Below are 15934 nucleotides of genomic sequence, written 5' to 3'. Positions count from 1 at the left end.
ACCAATGAACGAGAACGACACGACATCCGAGACGATGGCCGACGTCAGCCACACCAACCCCTACACGGGGGAGACGGCTGGCCGGCTGTTCAGTCGCGGGCCGACGGTGGTCACCGACGGCGGGACCGAGAACACCGACCGGGCCGCGACCGATTCGAACGGACGCACAGACGACGAACCGACCGACACGATGGCGGACGTGGATCACACGCCGCCACAGGACGCCGCGGACGCGAACCGCGTCTTCGAACGCGGCCGCGAACCGACCACCACCGTAGAGGACGAGGAATGAGCGAGGGCACGCTGTACGACAAGGTCTGGGATCGACACAAAGTCACCACGCTGCCGACGGGACAGGATCAGCTGTTCGTCGGGCTTCACCTCATCCACGAGGTCACGAGTCCGCAGGCGTTCGGGATGCTCCGCGAGCGCGACCTCGAGGTCGCCTTCCCGGAACTGACCCACGCGACGGTCGACCACATCGTCCCGACGGCGGATCAGTCCCGCCCCTACAAGGAGGACGCGGCCGAGGAGATGATGGCCGAACTCGAGGAAAACGTTCGGGAGGCCGGCATCGAGTTCTCGGACCCGACGACGGGCGATCAGGGGATCGTCCACGTCATCGGACCGGAACAGGGGATCACCCAGCCCGGGAAAACGATCGTCTGCGGGGACTCCCACACCTCGACCCACGGCGCGTTCGGCGCGCTCGCGTTCGGGATCGGGACCTCCCAGATCCGCGACGTGCTCGCGACGGGCACCGTCGCGATGGAGAAACAGAAAGTGCGGAAGATCCAGGTCGACGGCGAACTCGGCGAGGGCGTCGAGGCGAAGGACGTCATCCTCGAGATCATCCGCCGACTCGGCACCGAGGGCGGCGTCGGCTACGTCTACGAGTACGCCGGCGAGGCCATCGAGAGCCTCGGGATGGAAGGCCGGATGTCGATCTGTAACATGTCCATCGAGGGCGGCGCCCGCGCGGGCTACGTCAACCCCGACGAGACCACCTACGAGTGGCTCGAGCAGACGGACTACTTCCAGGAGAACCCGGAGAAGTTCGAGGAACTCAAGCCCTACTGGGAGTCCATCCGTTCGGACGACGACGCCGAGTACGACGACGTCGTCCACATCGACGCCAACGAACTCGAGCCAGTGGTCACCTGGGGCACCACGCCCGGTCAGGGCGTCGGCGTCACCGAGCCGATTCCGGAACCCGAATCCCTGCCCGCAGACAAGCAGGACACCGCCCGACGCGCCCAGGAGCACATGCGCGTCGAACCCGGCGACACGATGGAGGGGTACGACATCGACGTGGCCTTCCTCGGCTCCTGTACGAACGCCCGCCTGCCCGATCTGCGCCGCGCGGCGAAGATCGTCGAGGGCCGGCAGGTCCACGACGACGTCCGCGCGATGGTCGTCCCCGGCAGCCAGCGCGTGCAGAAGACCGCCGAGGAAGAGGGCCTCAAAGACACCTTCGAGGAAGCCGGCTTCGAGTGGCGAAACGCCGGCTGTTCGATGTGTCTGGGCATGAACGAGGACCAGCTCGAGGGCGACGAGGCCTGCGCCTCCTCCTCGAACCGGAACTTCGTCGGCCGGCAGGGATCGAAAGATGGCCGCACGGTGCTGATGAGCCCGCGGATGGTCGCCGCCGCGGCGATCACCGGGGAAGTCTCCGACGTACGCGATCTGAAGGAGGTGAACCTCGCATGACCGACGAAGTCGAGATTCCAGAAGTCAACTACGTCTCCGGTTCGGGCGTCCCGATTCGGGGCAACGACATCGACACGGACCAGATCATCCCCGCGCGGTTCATGAAGGTCGTCACCTTCGACGGCCTCGGCGAGTTCGCGTTCTTCGATCTGCGCTTCGACGACGACGACAACCAGAAGGAGCACCCGTTCAACGAGGATCGGTATCAGGACTCCTCGGTGATGGTCGTCAACAGCAACTTCGGCTGTGGCTCCTCGCGCGAGCACGCGCCCCAGGCCCTGATGCGCTGGGGGATCGACGCGATCATCGGCGAGAGCTTCGCCGAGATTTTCGCGGGCAACTGTCTGGCGCTGGGTATTCCGACCGTCACCGCCGACAGCGAGACGATTCAGGAACTGCAGGACTGGGTCGACGCGAATCCCGACGGCGAGATCGAGATCGACGTCGAGGCCGAGGCGGTCACCTACGGCGGCGAGACGATCGACGTGACCGTCGACGACGCCCAGCGCAAGGCCCTCGTCGAGGGCGTCTGGGACACGACGGCGCTGATGAAGTCCAACGCCGGCGCGGTCCGGAAGAAGGCGCGGGAACTCCCCTACGTCGAGGACGAAGCGATTCCCGAAGCCGAGTAGGCGGCGTTCGATTTCGAACCTCGTTTTCACTCGTTTCCGTTCGATCGCGTCGTCCCTCGATACCCATCGGTCTCGAGCGACGGGTTACTCCGTAGTGGCACTTGTTCCGTGATAACACGCCTGAACCGGAAGGTGACGGCCGAAATCGCGAGATACTTCGGGGACTGACGGCTACAGTCGTCTATGTCTCGCTCTCTCGACGCACCGCTTTTCGTCCTGCTCGCGATCCTCTGGGGGTTTTCCTTTCCGGCGATTTCGGTCGGTCTCGAGCACCTGCCGCCGCTGCTCTTCGCGGCCGCCCGGTACGACATCGCCGCGCTGCTGTTGCTGACCGCGGCCGTCCTCCGAGTCGAGCAGTGGCGGCCGACCGCGCGGAACGATCTGGCGGCCGTCGCGGGCGGCGGCGTCTTTCTCATCGCCGGCAACGGCCTGCTCTTTCTCGGCCAGCAGACGGTTCCCAGCGGCGTCGCCGCGATCCTGCAGGGACTGGTCCCCATCATCACCGCACTGTGGGCCATCCCGCTGCTGGGCGAACGGCTCTCGCCGCTGGGGGCCGTCGGCGCCGCCATCGGCTTCGTCGGCGTCGGCCTCGTCGTCCAGCCCGATCCGGGGAATCTGCTGGCCGGCGATACCGCGTCGCGGTTGCTCATCGTCGGGCAGGTCTGCAGCGTCGCGCTCGGCGGCGTCCTGATCCAGCGGGCCGGTCCGACCCTCGAGCAACTGCCGCTGGTCGGCTGGTCGATGCTCGTCGGCGGCCTCGTCCTCCACGCCGTCAGCCTCGGTCGGGGCGAGGGTCTCAGTGCCGACGTGATCGGCCCCGTCTCGATGGGCGCCCTGCTCTACCTCGGGGTCTTCGCGACCGCCGTCGCCTTCATGATCTACTTCCGGATCCTCGAGCAACACGGCGCGTTCGAGGCGGCGCTGATCGGCTATCTGGTCCCGATCGTGGCGACGGTTGCCGGCGTCTTCCTGCTCGGCGAGGAGATCGGCCTCCTGACCATCGTCGGCTTCGTGGTGGTCGCCGTCGGCTTCGTCCTGCTCAAGCGACGCGCGATCGCCGAGGCGATCGGGTTCTCGACGGGCGTCGGCTCCCCCTGATTGGACGTCCGATTCCCGCCGTCAGGGACCGCTCCCGGTATCGACACCCTCTTTTCGCACCCCAAGAGAGGGGTGAGTATGACCCACGAGATCGCCGTCATCCCGGGCGACGGAATCGGGCAGGAAGTCACCCCCGCCGCGGTCGAGGTCCTCGAGGCCCTCGAGATCGACTTCGAGTTCGTCGAGGCGGACGCGGGCGACGCGGTGTTAGAAGAGACGGGGGAGGCGCTGCCTCAGGAGACCTACGACCTCGCGGCGTCGGCCGACGCGACGCTGTTCGGCGCGGCCGGCGACACCGCTGCCGACGTCATCCTACCGCTTCGGGAGGCGGTCGATTCCTTCGTCAACATCCGACCGGCGAAGGCGTATCCCGGCATCGACGCCGTCCGCCCCAAGACGGATCTGGTCTTCCTCCGGGAGAACACGGAGGGCGTCTACGCGGGCCACGAGGACCGCCTGACGCAGGACGTCTCGACGCTGACCCGCGTCGTCACCGAGTCCGCCTCGGCGCGACTCGCCGAGTTCGCCTGCGACTACGTCGCCGACGGCGAGCACGACGGGTTCTCGATCGTCCACAAGGCCAACGTCATGCGCGAGACTGACGGCCTCTTCCGCGACACCGTCAAGCGGGTCGCCGACGAGAACGGCGTCGAGACCGATCAGGTGCTGATGGACGCCTTCGCGACGCGAGTCTGTCTCGACCCCGAGCAGTTCGACGTCGTCGTCTGCCCCAACCTCGCGGGCGACGTGCTCTCGGACCTCGCCGCGGGACTGGTCGGCGGCCTCGGCCTGCTCCCCAGCGCCAACGTCGGCCCCGACCGCGCGCTGTTCGAACCCGTCCACGGCACCGCGCCCGACATCGCCGGTCAGGGCGTCGCGAACCCGGCCGCCACGATCATCTCCGCGGCGATGTTGCTCGAGTACCTCGGCTACGACGCGGAGAGCGAGGCCGTCCACGCGGCCGTCGAGGACACGCTCGAGAACGGCCCGCGGACGCCGGATCTGGGCGGCGACGCCTCGACGGCGGACGTGACCGAGGCGATCGTCGACCGTCTGTAGGCGGATCGGCACGAGTCGGCTCGAAGCACCGATTTCGGCCGAAAACGGTCGCATTTTTGTAAATCGGGTGACGTACACGGCGCATGGATCGGAACGATCGGGTCGTGACCGCGTTCGCCATGCTCGGCCACGCGACGTTCCACACGTACGAGCTGGTGCTCCCGATCTTCGTCGTGATCTGGCTCGAGGCGTTCTCGACGACGGCGGCGTTTCTGGGCGCCATCGTCGGCGCGAGCTACGCGCTGATCGGGATCGGCGCCCTCCCGAGCGGGCTGCTCGCCGACCGGTTCGGCTCGAGGCGGCTCGTCGCCGCGTGTCTGCTCGGGATGGCCGCGTCGTTCGGGATCGTGAGCGTCGCCCCGACCCTCGCTGTCCTGACGATCGGGCTGTTGCTGTGGGGGCTCGCGGCGAGCCTCTACCATCCGGCGGGGCTGGCGCTCATCAGCCGCGGGACGAAGGAACGGGGGACGGCGTTCGCCTACCACGGCGCGGCCGGGAACGTCGGCGTCGCGATCGGACCGCTGTTCGCGGCGGTGCTTCTCGCGTTCGTCGGCTGGCGAGCCGTCGCCGCGCTGCTCGTCGTTCCGGCCCTCGTCGCGACGGCCGTCGGACTCCGACTCACGTTCGATGAGACTGCCGGGGCCGCCGCCCGCGGGGGAGACGACGGGACGGCCGACGGCGACCAGCCCCGCGACCTCGCGGCGTTCGTCGCCAGTTCGAAGCGCCTGTTCACCGGCGGGTTCGCCCTCGTGTTCCTGACCGGAATCCTGTACGGGCTGTACTACCGCGCCGCGTTCACCTTCCTGCCGGACATTCTGGCCGACCTGCCCCTGTTCGATCCGGTGACGGCGTTCGATCGCGCGTTCGAGCCGAGCCAGTACGTCTACTCCGGACTCCTGCTCCTCGGCGGCGTCGGACAGTACGTCGGGGGAAAACTCGTCGACCGGATCCGAGTCGAGACGGCGCTGCTGGGGGGATACGCCGTTCTCGCTGCGATCGCGATCGCGTTCGTTCCGGCGGCGAACGCTGGGCTGGTCCCGCTCCTCGCCGTCGCCGGACTCCTCGGATTCGCGGCCTTCGCGATCGCCCCGATCAATCAGGAAGCCGTCTCGGCGTACACCGCCGCGGAGTCGAGGGGACTCTCCTTCGGCTACTCCTACACCGCGATCTTCGGGGTCGGCGCGGTCGGCGCCTCGCTGGCGGGGGTCGTCCTGACTCACTCGACGCCCGCGGTACTGTTCGCCGTCATCGCCGGCTGCGCCGCCATCGCTGCGCTCGTCGGGGCCTCGCTCCGGAGTCGGTCGGCCCACGCTGGTTCCCCCGCCGACGCCGCGAGCGACGACTGACCGCGCTCTCCGAGCCATCCCTTCGATCGTGCACTCTTCCTTGCGGACGCCGCAGTCGCGTCCAACCGTCGCGGACGCCATCGTCGCGTGTGCTTTCAAGTACCACAGGGTCGTACGCGGTGTCATGACGACGGCGAACTTCGGCCCTATCACCGACGACGTCCCGATCTTCGGGGCTTGTCGGCCCGGCCACCTCGGCGGCGACCTCGCGGCGTGGACCGACGTCCTCTCCGATCGCGGCGTGTCCGCCGTGCTCTGTCTCCTCTCTGAGAGCGAGGCGTCACGCTGGGGAGTCCCGGCCGCCTACGACGGGACCTTCGAGACCGCACACGTCCCGATTCGGGACCGCTACCTCCCCGAAGTCGACCGTCTCACGAGGGCCGTCGATATCCTCGAGTCGATGACGGCTGGCGGCCACCGCGCCGCGATCCACTGCAACGCCGGGCTCGGCCGTACGGGCGTCGTCGCGGCGGCGTGGCTCGTCCGCGAACGGGGACTGTCACCGACGACAGCGCTCGAGACCGTCGAATCGACCCCGTGGCCCAGATCACCTCGAGAGGCGATCAGAGACGGCAACGCGACCGAAGCGGAACTGTACGACCTCCTCGGTCGGTTCTGATTCGGCGTCGGCTGCCGGTGCCGGACCGGGAGTTATCAGGGGGAACGTGGTATCGGGGGCTATGCTCCAGACGCGAGACGACACCCTCGCCGGCATCGATTCCCACACTGTCGACACCGATCGCCTCGAGACACACTACCTCGAGGCCGGCGCTCCGAACGGTGCTGACGATGCCGGCGGGACGGTGGTGTTCATTCACGGTAACGTTTCTTCGTCTCGTTTCTTCGAGGACGTGATGACGGAACTCCCGGCCGGCTATCACGCGATTGCGCCCGACCTGCGGGGGTACGGCGATTCGGAAACGAAGCCGATCGATGCGACGAACGGCCTCGGCGATTTCGAGGCGGACCTCCGCGCGCTGTTCGGCGAACTCGAGCTCGCCGACCCCGTCACGCTGGTCGGCTGGTCGAACGGCGGCGGAGCGGCGATGCGGTACGCGATCGACAACCCCGAGCAGGTCGACTCGCTCGTCCTGCTCAATCCGCTCTCGCCGTACGGTTTCGGGGGGACGAAGGACGAGGAGGGAACGCCGTGTTTCGACGACTACGCCGGCTCCGGCGGCGGCCTCGGCAACGAGGAGTTCGTCGCCGGCCTCGCGGATCGGGACCGCGGCGAGGAGGGGCAGTCCTCGCCCCGGAAGGTCCTGCGGACGTTCTACGTCGATCCCAGCTACGTGTTCGACGAGGAGAGCGAGGAGTCGTACCTGACGGGGATGCTCGACACCGCAACCGGCGACGAGAACTACCCCGGTAACGCGACCGAGTGCGAGCACTGGCCCGGCGCCGCACCCGGCGACACGGGGGTCAACAACGCCATCTCGCCGAAGTACTGCTCGCTCGATGAGATCACCGAGATCGATCCCGAGGAGAAGCCGCCCGTGCTGTGGATTCGCGGCGACTCGGATCAGATCGTCTCCAACGAGTCCGTCTTCGACGTCGGCACGCTCGGCCGGATGGGGCAGGTCCCCGACTGGCCCGGCGAGGACGTCTTCCCGCCCCAGCCGATGGTCGACCAGACCCGCGCCGTCCTCGAGGAGTACGCGGACGCGGGCGGCGAGTTCGAGGAGGTCGTCTTCGGGAATACGGGCCACGCGCCCCACGTCGAGGTGCCGGGTGACTTCCTGAACGAACTCGAGGGCGTCCTGCAAGGATAACCGTCGCCGGCGGAATCAGGTCCTACGGCGCGTCGCGTTCCGCTTCGGCCGCTTCCGCCTCGTCGCGCTCGCTGCGCATCGTCCGGAGCGTCGAGAGCCCCCGCTTCCGGGTGACGCCCTTCGAGAGGCGGACGCCGTCGAACGTCCCCTCCCAGGACTCCTCGCTCACGCCGAGGTGATCCATGTAGTACGCGAAGGCGCCGAGCCAGCCCAGCACGACCGTCAGCACGAGGAAGGAGAGCACCGAGACGACCGTCGACGGGCCGACCGCGCCGACGGCGATGCCGGCGGCGACGTAGACGAGCCCGGCGATCACCATGAGGACCGTGATCGTCGCGAACATGTCGTTGACCGCGGTCACCCGCGCGTTGTACTCGATCCAGCGGCCGTAGCTGCGCAGCAGGCGCTCCTCGAACCGGTTCGCGTCCGACGGCGCGGCGGCTCGAGCCGACGCGAGCGCGACCTCGACGGCGTCGCCGTCGACGCCGCCCCGGAGGTTGGAGGCGATGTAGGTCACCCCCGCCAGTCCCGTCGAGACCAGCAGGAGCAGCGTGCCGGCGATCGTAAAGAGGTTCGCGAAGGCCGCGACGTCGATCTCGGTCTGGAAGACGATCGAGCCGCCGGTGACGACCAGCCCGATCAGCAGGAGGTTCGCCTTCAAGATCTCGATGGCCTTGCCGTCGATCTCCCGGAGGCGCTCGACCTGGTAGTCGAAGGTCCGCTGGAGTTCGTCGCGGGCGATCGCGACCGTCTCCGGGTCCAGTTCGCGATTCCCGTTCGCCGTGGCGTCACCGATCGCGGTGCTCGAGTCGGTGGCGGCGCTCGCGTCGACCGCGTCGTCCCGCTCGCTCGGTTCGTCCGTGCGCTCCCGACCGCTCATGGTCCCGACTCCCACTACGGGCATAAATAGCCACGCGTTCGACCGCGCTCGAGGGACGGGGATCGACGACTCGCGACGCGTCTCAGACGACGCCGTGCGCCCTGTCTCAGTCACGGCCTCGCACCCCGTCTCAGACGACGTCGAGCGCGTCCCGATCGGCGTCGGCGAGTTCGACCAGCGCGTCGGCCTCGAGGAGGTGGCACTCCCCGGGAACGACGAGCAGGTGCAGCGGGTCGCCGAACTCCCGCTCGGCGAGTTCGCTCATCGTTCCGGCCTCGACGAGCGGACCGGGACTGCCCGCGCGGGCGACGACGACGCCGACGAGATCGGGATACGTCTCGGCGAGCAGTTCGGCGCCGACGTCGGCGGTCATGTACTCGTCCTCCGCGGCCCGCTCGTGGCCCACTTTTATGTCGAGGTAGACGACGGTGTGTAGGCCGTCCTCGCGGTTCGCGTCGATCGTGTTCGTGACGCTGGCGGGAAGCCCGTCGGCGCCGTGGGCGTAGGGGAACGGGAGGGTCGTCGCTTTCCCGAAACGGTAGTTCTGGAGGCCGGTGAGCGAACTGGCGGCCGTCTGGGCGGTGACGCCGTGGATCACCCGCGTCTCGATTTCGCGGTCGTGGGCCCGCAGGCGCAGGTCGACGTGGGTCGTCGAGATCATCGTGTCGCCCGCGGTCAGAAAGGCCACGTCTTCCGTTTCCGCGGCCGAGAGGATATCGTCGGGGTGCTGTTCGACGCCGGCGCGGTCGCGGACCTCGATGTTGGTGTCGTGGGCTTCCTCGAGGTCCGCGACGCTCGCGCCGAGCAGCTCGCTAGTGTAGAACTCGGCGTAGGCGCGGTCGGCGGTTCGCAGCGCCTCCCGGCCCTCGACGGTGATCGACCGCTCGTCGTAGAGCCCGAGGCCGATGAAGGTGAGCATGGCCGGTGGTAGTGCCAGCGACCGGAATACGCTTTCGAGACGCGGCGTGCGCGACGGTGGGGCGTCGGCGGCGCGTTATCGAAGTCGGCGAGACGCCCGCAGGAGCAGCGACGTGGCCGTCCCCAACCCGGGCACGCGCGAGGAGAGCGCGGCGGCCACGAGCAGCAGGACGCCGCTGGCGCGTCGGCCCTTCGAAAACTCCATTACTGCGTCGATCAGCGTCGTCACGGTACTCGCGTTCTTCAGCAGCTTCGAGCGATTGCCTGTCGAGGTCATCCCTATCGGCCCAGATGACGGGCTCGAGAGTGAAAATGCGGTTGGTTGCGCCTGCCACGCGGTCGTCGGGTCGGCGTAACGCGGCGGGTCACCGACCGTCGTCGGTGATCGCCACCGCTTCGATCTCGACGCAGTGGTCGGGGTCGATCAGCCGCTGGACCTCGACCATGCTGGCTGCGGGACGGATCTCGCCGAAGACCTCGCCGCGTGCGCGTCCGATCGCCTCCCAGTCGTCGATGTCGGTGACGTATACTGTCGACTGTAAGTCAGCGCGGTGGATTCGCCGGATTGCTCGGCGACTCCACGAACCGTTACGGTCGACAGTATAGATGCGGGTTCGGACGACGTCCTCGAGGTTCGCTCCGGCTTCCGCCAATGCGTCCGCGACGATCTCGAGGGCGCGCTCCGTCTGCCGGTAGGGATCTCCGGGCGCGACGACGCTCCCGTCCTCGTCGGTCGCGGTCGTCCCGGCGACGTGAACGTGCGAGCCCGCGCGGACGGCCCGCGAGTAGCCCACCTTCGGTTCCCACTCGGTGTCGCTCGAGACGGTCTGGCGGTCCATACGGAGACCAGACAGCGCAGTGAAATAAGCCCCCGCGCGACGACGGACTCAAAAGCCGATGTGCGAGGTCGAGGCGGGACCGTCGTCGCCGCCGTCCTCGTTGTCGTCGATACCGCCCTCGCCGACGAACGTGAACTCGTCGTCGTCGAGGACTATCCGGCCGTCGTCGCGAACCGTGATGTCGACCGCCGGAAGCGTGGTGTCGGCGGCCTCGCCGTTGTCGCAGTAGCCGGAACACGAATCGAACATCGAGCCGTGTTTCGGACAGATGATCTGGCCGTCGCGCATCGGCACGCCGCGACCGGTGTCGAACCGCTGGGCCTCGTGCGTACAGCGGTTGATCCAGGCCTCGGCTCCGTCGTCGCAGGGGACGAGGATGACCTCGTCCTGCTCGCCGTACTGATCTCGTACCGTGAACAGCCACGACCCCTCCTCGTGGACCGTCTCCACGGTCGTCAACTCTCGCATAGGGACCCATAGCGTCGGCTGCGTGAAAACGTTCACTCCACTCGCCGATCCTCGAGCGACCCGGTCGCGACTCGGACCGCGCAGCGAAACCTCGGACCGCGCGGCGAAACGTCACCGTTACGGCGGTTCGACGGCTCCGTGGGGGTATGGACGTGCCGTGCGTCCGCGTCCCGCGCGAGGAAGGGGAGGCCGCGCGCCAGCGACTCGCGGACGCGGACCTGATCGACGACGACTACGAACTGACCGTCGAAGACGGCAGCCTCTACGTGCCGGTCGCCGACCCCGCGGCGGTCCCCGAGGACCTCGAGGTCGTCTCCCGACCGCTCGAGGAGCGCGAGACCCAGACGACGCCCGCCGACCTGCTGGGGTTCGAACCCTCCTACGAGCGCCTCGGACGGGCGGCGCTGATCGACGAGGACGATCCCGAGCGCGCCCGTGCGATCGCGGACGCCATCGTGGCGTCGGATCTGCCCCTCGAGACGGTGTTGAACAAGGCCTCGAAGGTGAAAGGCGAGACGCGGGTCCGCGACTGGGAGTTGCTCGCGGGCGAGAACACGGTGGTCGTCCACCGCGAGTACGGCTGCGAGTTCCTGCTGGATCTCGCTGCGGTGTACTTCTCGCCGCGGCTGGCGACCGAGCGCCACCGAGTTACGGAACAGGTCTCCGAGGGCGAACACGCCTTCGACATGTTCGCCGGCGTCGGCCCGTTCGCGATCCCCGTCGCGAAGCGCGGCGCCGAGTGCGTCGGCGTCGACGTTAACCCGGACGCGATCGACTACCTGCGCGAGAACGCGCGCCGGAACGGCGTCGCGGATCGAGTGACCGCCGTCTGCGAAGACGTCCGCGAGGTCGCCCCCGAGTACGCGGACTGGGGCGACCGCGTCGTGATGAACCTCCCCCACAGCGCCGACGAATTCCTCGAGTCGGCCGTCGCCGTCGCGGGCGACGACTGCGTCCTCCACTACTACGACATCCAGCACGAGGACGACCCGTTCGGCCCGGGAGAGCGCGCGATCCGCGACGCCGCTGAACCGGCGTACGACGTCACCGTCGAGACGGAGCGCGTCGTACGGTCCTACGCGCCCCACGAACTGAACGTCTGTCTGGACGTGCGCCTCGAGCGCTGACTCGAGGCACGCGACCCCTTCGCACGTGCGCGACGATTCGCAATCCTTATGGCCGGCATCGAACCTATGAATAGACACACCGTGCCGGTGTCTTGCCGAGGGAACCGAGGCAAGGCTCGGGACGCGAGCGAAGCGAGCGTGCCGGTGTAGCTCAGACTGGCAGAGCGAATCCTTCGTAAGGATTAGGTCGAGGGTTCAAATCCCTCCACCGGCTTGTCTTCTGCGACGAACATCACGTGAGGAGCGAAGCAAGCTGTGGCGGATTTGAATCAGGGAGGAGCTCGCTCCGACCGTGGTTCACAATCCCTCCGCCGGCTTGCCTTCTACGCGAAACAGTTGTACTCGGGAGAGACACCCGTTCTATATGAGATCACTCTGATAGCAACTGCGATATTCGATCCCCAGCCGTTACTGTCGCCAACGTCGACTCCACCTCGAGACCGACCTCCGTCCCACTCGACGAGTTGCTAACCGCTACCGGATGTGCCGAAGTAATTGTCTCTGTGGCGATATTTCTCGGTCTCGAGGGTTTCGTCGGTCGTACCGATACCGAAAGAACCGGCACGAAGTCGAGACCAGGTGCCGACCGTACGACGAGAGGTTTTTCACTGCAAGTAGACATGGGTGACTATGGGAACACGAGCGGACGCTTCTGAAGGATCATTTTGGGGGGATGCCGAAAACGATGTGGCTCTGCAACGATATCAGACGCTTGTTAACACGATCGACGACGGGATCTACCAACTCGACTCCAACGGCCGATTTGTCGCGGTTAATGAGGTTATCGTCGAGACGACCGGCTACACTCGGGATGAACTTCTCGGCGAACACGTCTCACTCGTTCTCGCCGAAAACGACATCGTCGACATCGAACGCGAAATCCGCACTCGAGTGACTGCGGAAGACGACAGTATTGCTACGCTCGAACTCGGTATCCAGACCGCCGATGGCGGGACAGTACCGTGCGAACTTCGAATCAACCCGCTCATGGATGGTGGTGAGTTCGAAGGGACGATCGGCGTCGCCCGGGATCTCTCCGAACAGAAACACCGATTGGACACGCTCGAGTCGACACGAGACTCGTACGAATCGATCGCTACCGTACTCGATGAGTCCGATATCGGAGCCTTCGTAATCGATGGCGACCTCGAGGTCGCCTGGATCGACGAAACGGCCGAGGAATACTTCGGCCTCGATCGAAACGAGATCATCGGGCGCGACAAACGACAGGTGCTGGAAGAGACGATGAAACACAACTTCGCCGACCCGGAACGCTTCGAAGAAACCGTTTCGGGCGTCTACGAGGACAACAGCTACACCGAGCGGTTCGAGTGTCGACTCACGGCGGACGACGACCGCGAGGGACGGTGGCTCGAGCACTACAGCAAACCCGTCGAGACCGGCCAGTACGCCGGTGGTCGGATCGAACTCTATTACGACATCACCGATCGGAAGCGTTCGGAAGACGCCTTGCGGGAGAGCGAAGAGGAGTTTCGATCGCTGGCCGACGCCGTCGAAGAGTACGCGATTTTCCGCCTCGATTCCGATGGGTCCGTCGTGAGCTGGAACGAAGGTGCGTCGCGGATCAAAGGGTACGATCGGAACGAGATTCTCGGCGAACACTTCTCGACGTTTTACACCGAAGAAGACCGAGATGCGGGCGTCCCCGAGCGAAACCTCGAGCGGGCTCTCGAGAACGGCTCCGTCGAAGACGAAGGGTGGCGCGTCAGGCAGGACGGCACGCGGTTCTGGGCGAACGTGACGATCTCGGCGGTCCGGGACGCGGACGGAACCCATCGCGGATATCTGAAGGTGACTCGCGATATGACCGACCGACGGGAGCGCGAACAGGAACTCGAAAGCGAACTCCAGCGCATGCTCGGACGGATTTCTGACGCCTTCTACGCGGTCGATGAAGACTTCCACTTCACGCACGTCAACGAGCGCGCCGAAGAACTCCTCCAGCACTCGGAGGAGGAGTTGCTCGGTAAACGCCTCTGGGATGTGTTTCCGTCCGCTGCTGAAATCGACGACGTCTGGGAGGCCTTCCATACGGCCCGGGACGAACAGGAAGCGACCAGCTACGAACTTTACTACGACACGCTCGACTTCTGGGTCGAGGCGAATCTCTATCCCTCCGAGACCGGCATCTCGGTCTACTTCCGCGACGTGACCGAACGCAAGAAGCGCGAGCAAGCCCGGAAGGAGTCCGAACAACGGTACCGGACGCTCGCGGAGTACTTCCCGAACGGTCTCGTGACGCTGTTCGACCACGACCTCGAGTACACGCTGGCAGCGGGACAGGGGTTCGACTGGATTCCCGTCGACCCCGACGATCTCGAGGGGAAGAACTTCCGAGACGTCTGGCCCGACGAAACCGTCGACGACCTCGAACCCGCGTTCCAAGCGGCGCTCGAGGGCGAGGAAGCATCGATTGAACTTTGTTACGAAGGTCGAGAGTGGGTGCTCCGCTCGGTGCCGATCACCGACGAGCGCGGCGACGTCTTCGCGGGCATGACGATGGCCCAGGATATCACCGAGCAGAAGGAGCGCGAGCGATATCTCGAGGATGCGAAGGCCCAACTCGAGGCGGCGACGGAGGCCGGTGCGGTCGGCACCTGGGAGTGGCGGATCCCCGAAGACACGTTCGTTACCGGCGCGTCGTTCGCCAGGACGTTCGGCGTCGATCCGGACGCGGCCCGAGAGGGAGTCCCGCTGGAACGGATCACCTCGTCAATTCACGAAGACGACCGCGAGCGCGTCGAGCGGAAGATTCAGGAAGCCGTCGAATCCGGTGACGAATACGAAGAGGAGTATCGGGTCTGGAACGCCGACGGGGAACTCCGCTGGGTCGTGGCACGCGGCCACGTCGAGTGCGACGAGGACGGAGATCCGATTACATTCCCCGGCGCACTGACCGATATTACGGAACGGAAACAGGCGGAACTCGAGGCCCAGGAGCAACGCAAGCAACTCGAGACGTTATTCGACGTGCTTCCCGTCGGTGCCGTCGTCTCCGATGCGGACGGTTCGATGATTCGGGCAAACGACACGGCAAAAGAGATCTGGGGCGGAGACGTCTTCAACGCGGACGGTTTCGAGGACTACGAAAAGTATTCCGCGGTGTGGGCGGACTCTGGTGAGGGAGTCGAGCCCGAAGACTGGACGATGTATCAGGTGCTTCAGGGCGAGGAGGTGATGGAGCCGAACGTCTACGAGATCACGACGTTCGATGATGGCCGGCGAATCATCATGGAACACGGGATGCCGGTCAGAAATGAGCGGGGGGACGTAAGTCGCGCGGTCGTGACGCTGACCGACATTACTGAACGCCGGAAGTCCCAGCGCAAACTCGAAGCAACGGTCGAAAAGCTCGAGGAATCGAACGAACGGCTCGAGCAATTCGCGTACGCCGCCTCACACGACTTACAGGAACCGCTACGGATGGTGACGAGTTATCTCCAACTGCTCGAGAGCCGCTACGCCGATGCCTTCGATGAGGACGGGCGAGAGTTCCTCGAGTTCGCAGTCGACGGAGCGGAACGGATGCGCGAGATGATCGACGGCCTCCTCGCGTACTCCCGGGTGGAGACGCGCGGCGACCCGATCGAGCCGATCGAGTTAGAAGACGTGTTCAGTGACGTAGTAGATAACTTACAGATACAAATCGAAGAGACCGACGCCGAAATCACGACGGAACGACTTCCACGGGTAAAGGGTGACGACACCCAGATGCGGCAGGTCTTCCAGAATCTGCTCTCGAACGCGATTACGTACAGCGGCGACGAGCCGCCGCGGGTGCACGTCGGTGCCAGACGACGTGGTCAAAAATGGGTCATCTCGGTCGAAGACGAGGGTATCGGGATCGATCCTGACGATCAAGACCGCATCTTTACCGTTTTCGACCGGCTTCACAGTCAGGAAGAACACAGCGGAACCGGTATCGGTCTCGCACTCTGTGAGCGGATCGTCGAACGACACGAAGGGGAAATCTGGGTCGAAAGCGAACCGGGCGAAGGCTCCACGTTCTCGTTTACGCTTCCAGCAGCTGAGTGACACTCGAGATTCGATCGTCGTCGAAGCGG

General features: G+C 66.0%; 15 protein-coding genes and 1 tRNA gene. 11 read left to right on the top strand and 5 right to left on the bottom strand.

Translation table 11 applies throughout. The annotated features are described in order from the left end of the window. Nucleotides 1-4: 4 nt before the first annotated feature. The 8 genes from J0X25_RS20845 (at nucleotide 5) to J0X25_RS20810 (ending at nucleotide 7617) form a co-directional block, all read left to right on the top strand. Nucleotides 5-292 (top strand): DUF7989 family protein, encoded by a 288-nt coding sequence (locus tag J0X25_RS20845; protein ID WP_207289368.1) that lies wholly within the window; start codon nucleotides 5-7, stop codon nucleotides 290-292. Beyond that, on the top strand, nucleotides 289-1710 hold the full coding sequence (leuC, locus tag J0X25_RS20840) for a 3-isopropylmalate dehydratase large subunit (protein ID WP_207289367.1): 1422 nt from the start codon (nucleotides 289-291) through the stop codon (nucleotides 1708-1710). Before J0X25_RS20845 ends, leuC begins: the two co-directional genes overlap by 4 nt. After that, nucleotides 1707-2342 (top strand): 3-isopropylmalate dehydratase small subunit, encoded by a 636-nt coding sequence (gene leuD / locus J0X25_RS20835; protein ID WP_207289366.1) that lies wholly within the window; start codon nucleotides 1707-1709, stop codon nucleotides 2340-2342. Before leuC ends, leuD begins: the two co-directional genes overlap by 4 nt. A gap of 183 nt (nucleotides 2343-2525) precedes the next feature. After that, nucleotides 2526-3440, top strand: coding sequence for a DMT family transporter (locus tag J0X25_RS20830; protein WP_207289365.1), 915 nt, complete (start codon nucleotides 2526-2528; stop codon nucleotides 3438-3440). 78 nt (nucleotides 3441-3518) lie between these two features. Then, complete coding sequence (locus J0X25_RS20825; RefSeq protein WP_207289364.1) at nucleotides 3519-4499, top strand: isocitrate/isopropylmalate dehydrogenase family protein; 981 nt, start codon at nucleotides 3519-3521, stop codon at nucleotides 4497-4499. Nucleotides 4500-4582: 83 nt separating this feature from the next. Then, on the top strand, nucleotides 4583-5845 hold the full coding sequence (locus J0X25_RS20820; RefSeq protein ID WP_207289363.1) for an MFS transporter: 1263 nt from the start codon (nucleotides 4583-4585) through the stop codon (nucleotides 5843-5845). 124 nt (nucleotides 5846-5969) lie between these two features. Further along, complete coding sequence (locus J0X25_RS20815) at nucleotides 5970-6464, top strand: protein-tyrosine phosphatase family protein (RefSeq protein WP_207289362.1); 495 nt, start codon at nucleotides 5970-5972, stop codon at nucleotides 6462-6464. Nucleotides 6465-6525: 61 nt separating this feature from the next. After that, complete coding sequence (locus J0X25_RS20810) at nucleotides 6526-7617, top strand: alpha/beta hydrolase (protein WP_207289361.1); 1092 nt, start codon at nucleotides 6526-6528, stop codon at nucleotides 7615-7617. 22 nt (nucleotides 7618-7639) lie between these two features. Here J0X25_RS20810 and J0X25_RS20805 read toward each other — a convergent pair whose 3' ends face one another. The 5 genes from J0X25_RS20805 to J0X25_RS20785 form a co-directional block, all read right to left on the bottom strand. Continuing rightward, entirely contained in the window at nucleotides 7640-8497 is an 858-nt protein-coding gene (locus tag J0X25_RS20805) for a hypothetical protein (protein WP_225896711.1), read from the bottom strand. A 130-nt stretch (nucleotides 8498-8627) separates the two neighbouring features. Then, entirely contained in the window at nucleotides 8628-9416 is a 789-nt protein-coding gene (gene dph5 / locus J0X25_RS20800) for a diphthine synthase (RefSeq protein WP_207289360.1), read from the bottom strand. Nucleotides 9417-9491: 75 nt separating this feature from the next. Further along, nucleotides 9492-9692 carry a hypothetical protein gene (locus tag J0X25_RS20795; RefSeq protein WP_207289359.1) on the bottom strand — a complete coding sequence of 67 codons (201 nt, stop codon included), beginning with the start codon at nucleotides 9690-9692 and terminating at the stop codon, nucleotides 9492-9494. An 88-nt stretch (nucleotides 9693-9780) separates the two neighbouring features. Then, entirely contained in the window at nucleotides 9781-10254 is a 474-nt protein-coding gene (locus tag J0X25_RS20790) for a RidA family protein (protein WP_207289358.1), read from the bottom strand. Nucleotides 10255-10302: 48 nt separating this feature from the next. After that, a complete protein-coding gene (locus J0X25_RS20785; protein WP_207289357.1) occupies nucleotides 10303-10722 on the bottom strand; it encodes a Rieske (2Fe-2S) protein in 420 nt (139 codons plus the stop codon). 146 nt (nucleotides 10723-10868) lie between these two features. On the opposite strand from J0X25_RS20785, the gene J0X25_RS20780 reads away from it, so the two are divergent. The 3 genes from J0X25_RS20780 to J0X25_RS20770 all read left to right on the top strand — a co-directional run bounded on the left by J0X25_RS20780 (nucleotide 10869) and on the right by J0X25_RS20770 (nucleotide 15905). Continuing rightward, nucleotides 10869-11849, top strand: a complete 981-nt coding sequence (locus J0X25_RS20780) for a class I SAM-dependent methyltransferase (protein WP_207289356.1) — start codon at nucleotides 10869-10871, stop codon at nucleotides 11847-11849. A gap of 140 nt (nucleotides 11850-11989) precedes the next feature. Beyond that, nucleotides 11990-12063 (top strand) — tRNA-Thr (locus tag J0X25_RS20775). A gap of 416 nt (nucleotides 12064-12479) precedes the next feature. Then, nucleotides 12480-15905 (top strand): PAS domain S-box protein, encoded by a 3426-nt coding sequence (locus J0X25_RS20770; protein ID WP_207289355.1) that lies wholly within the window; start codon nucleotides 12480-12482, stop codon nucleotides 15903-15905. The last annotated feature ends 29 nt before the right edge of the window (nucleotides 15906-15934 follow it).

This window comes from Haloterrigena alkaliphila (assembly GCF_017352155.2).
In the GTDB taxonomy this organism is placed as follows: Archaea; Halobacteriota; Halobacteria; order Halobacteriales; family Natrialbaceae; genus Haloterrigena; species Haloterrigena alkaliphila.
The sequence above is the reverse complement of the archived record's forward strand: the minus strand, read 5'-3'. Positions and strand labels throughout refer to the sequence as shown.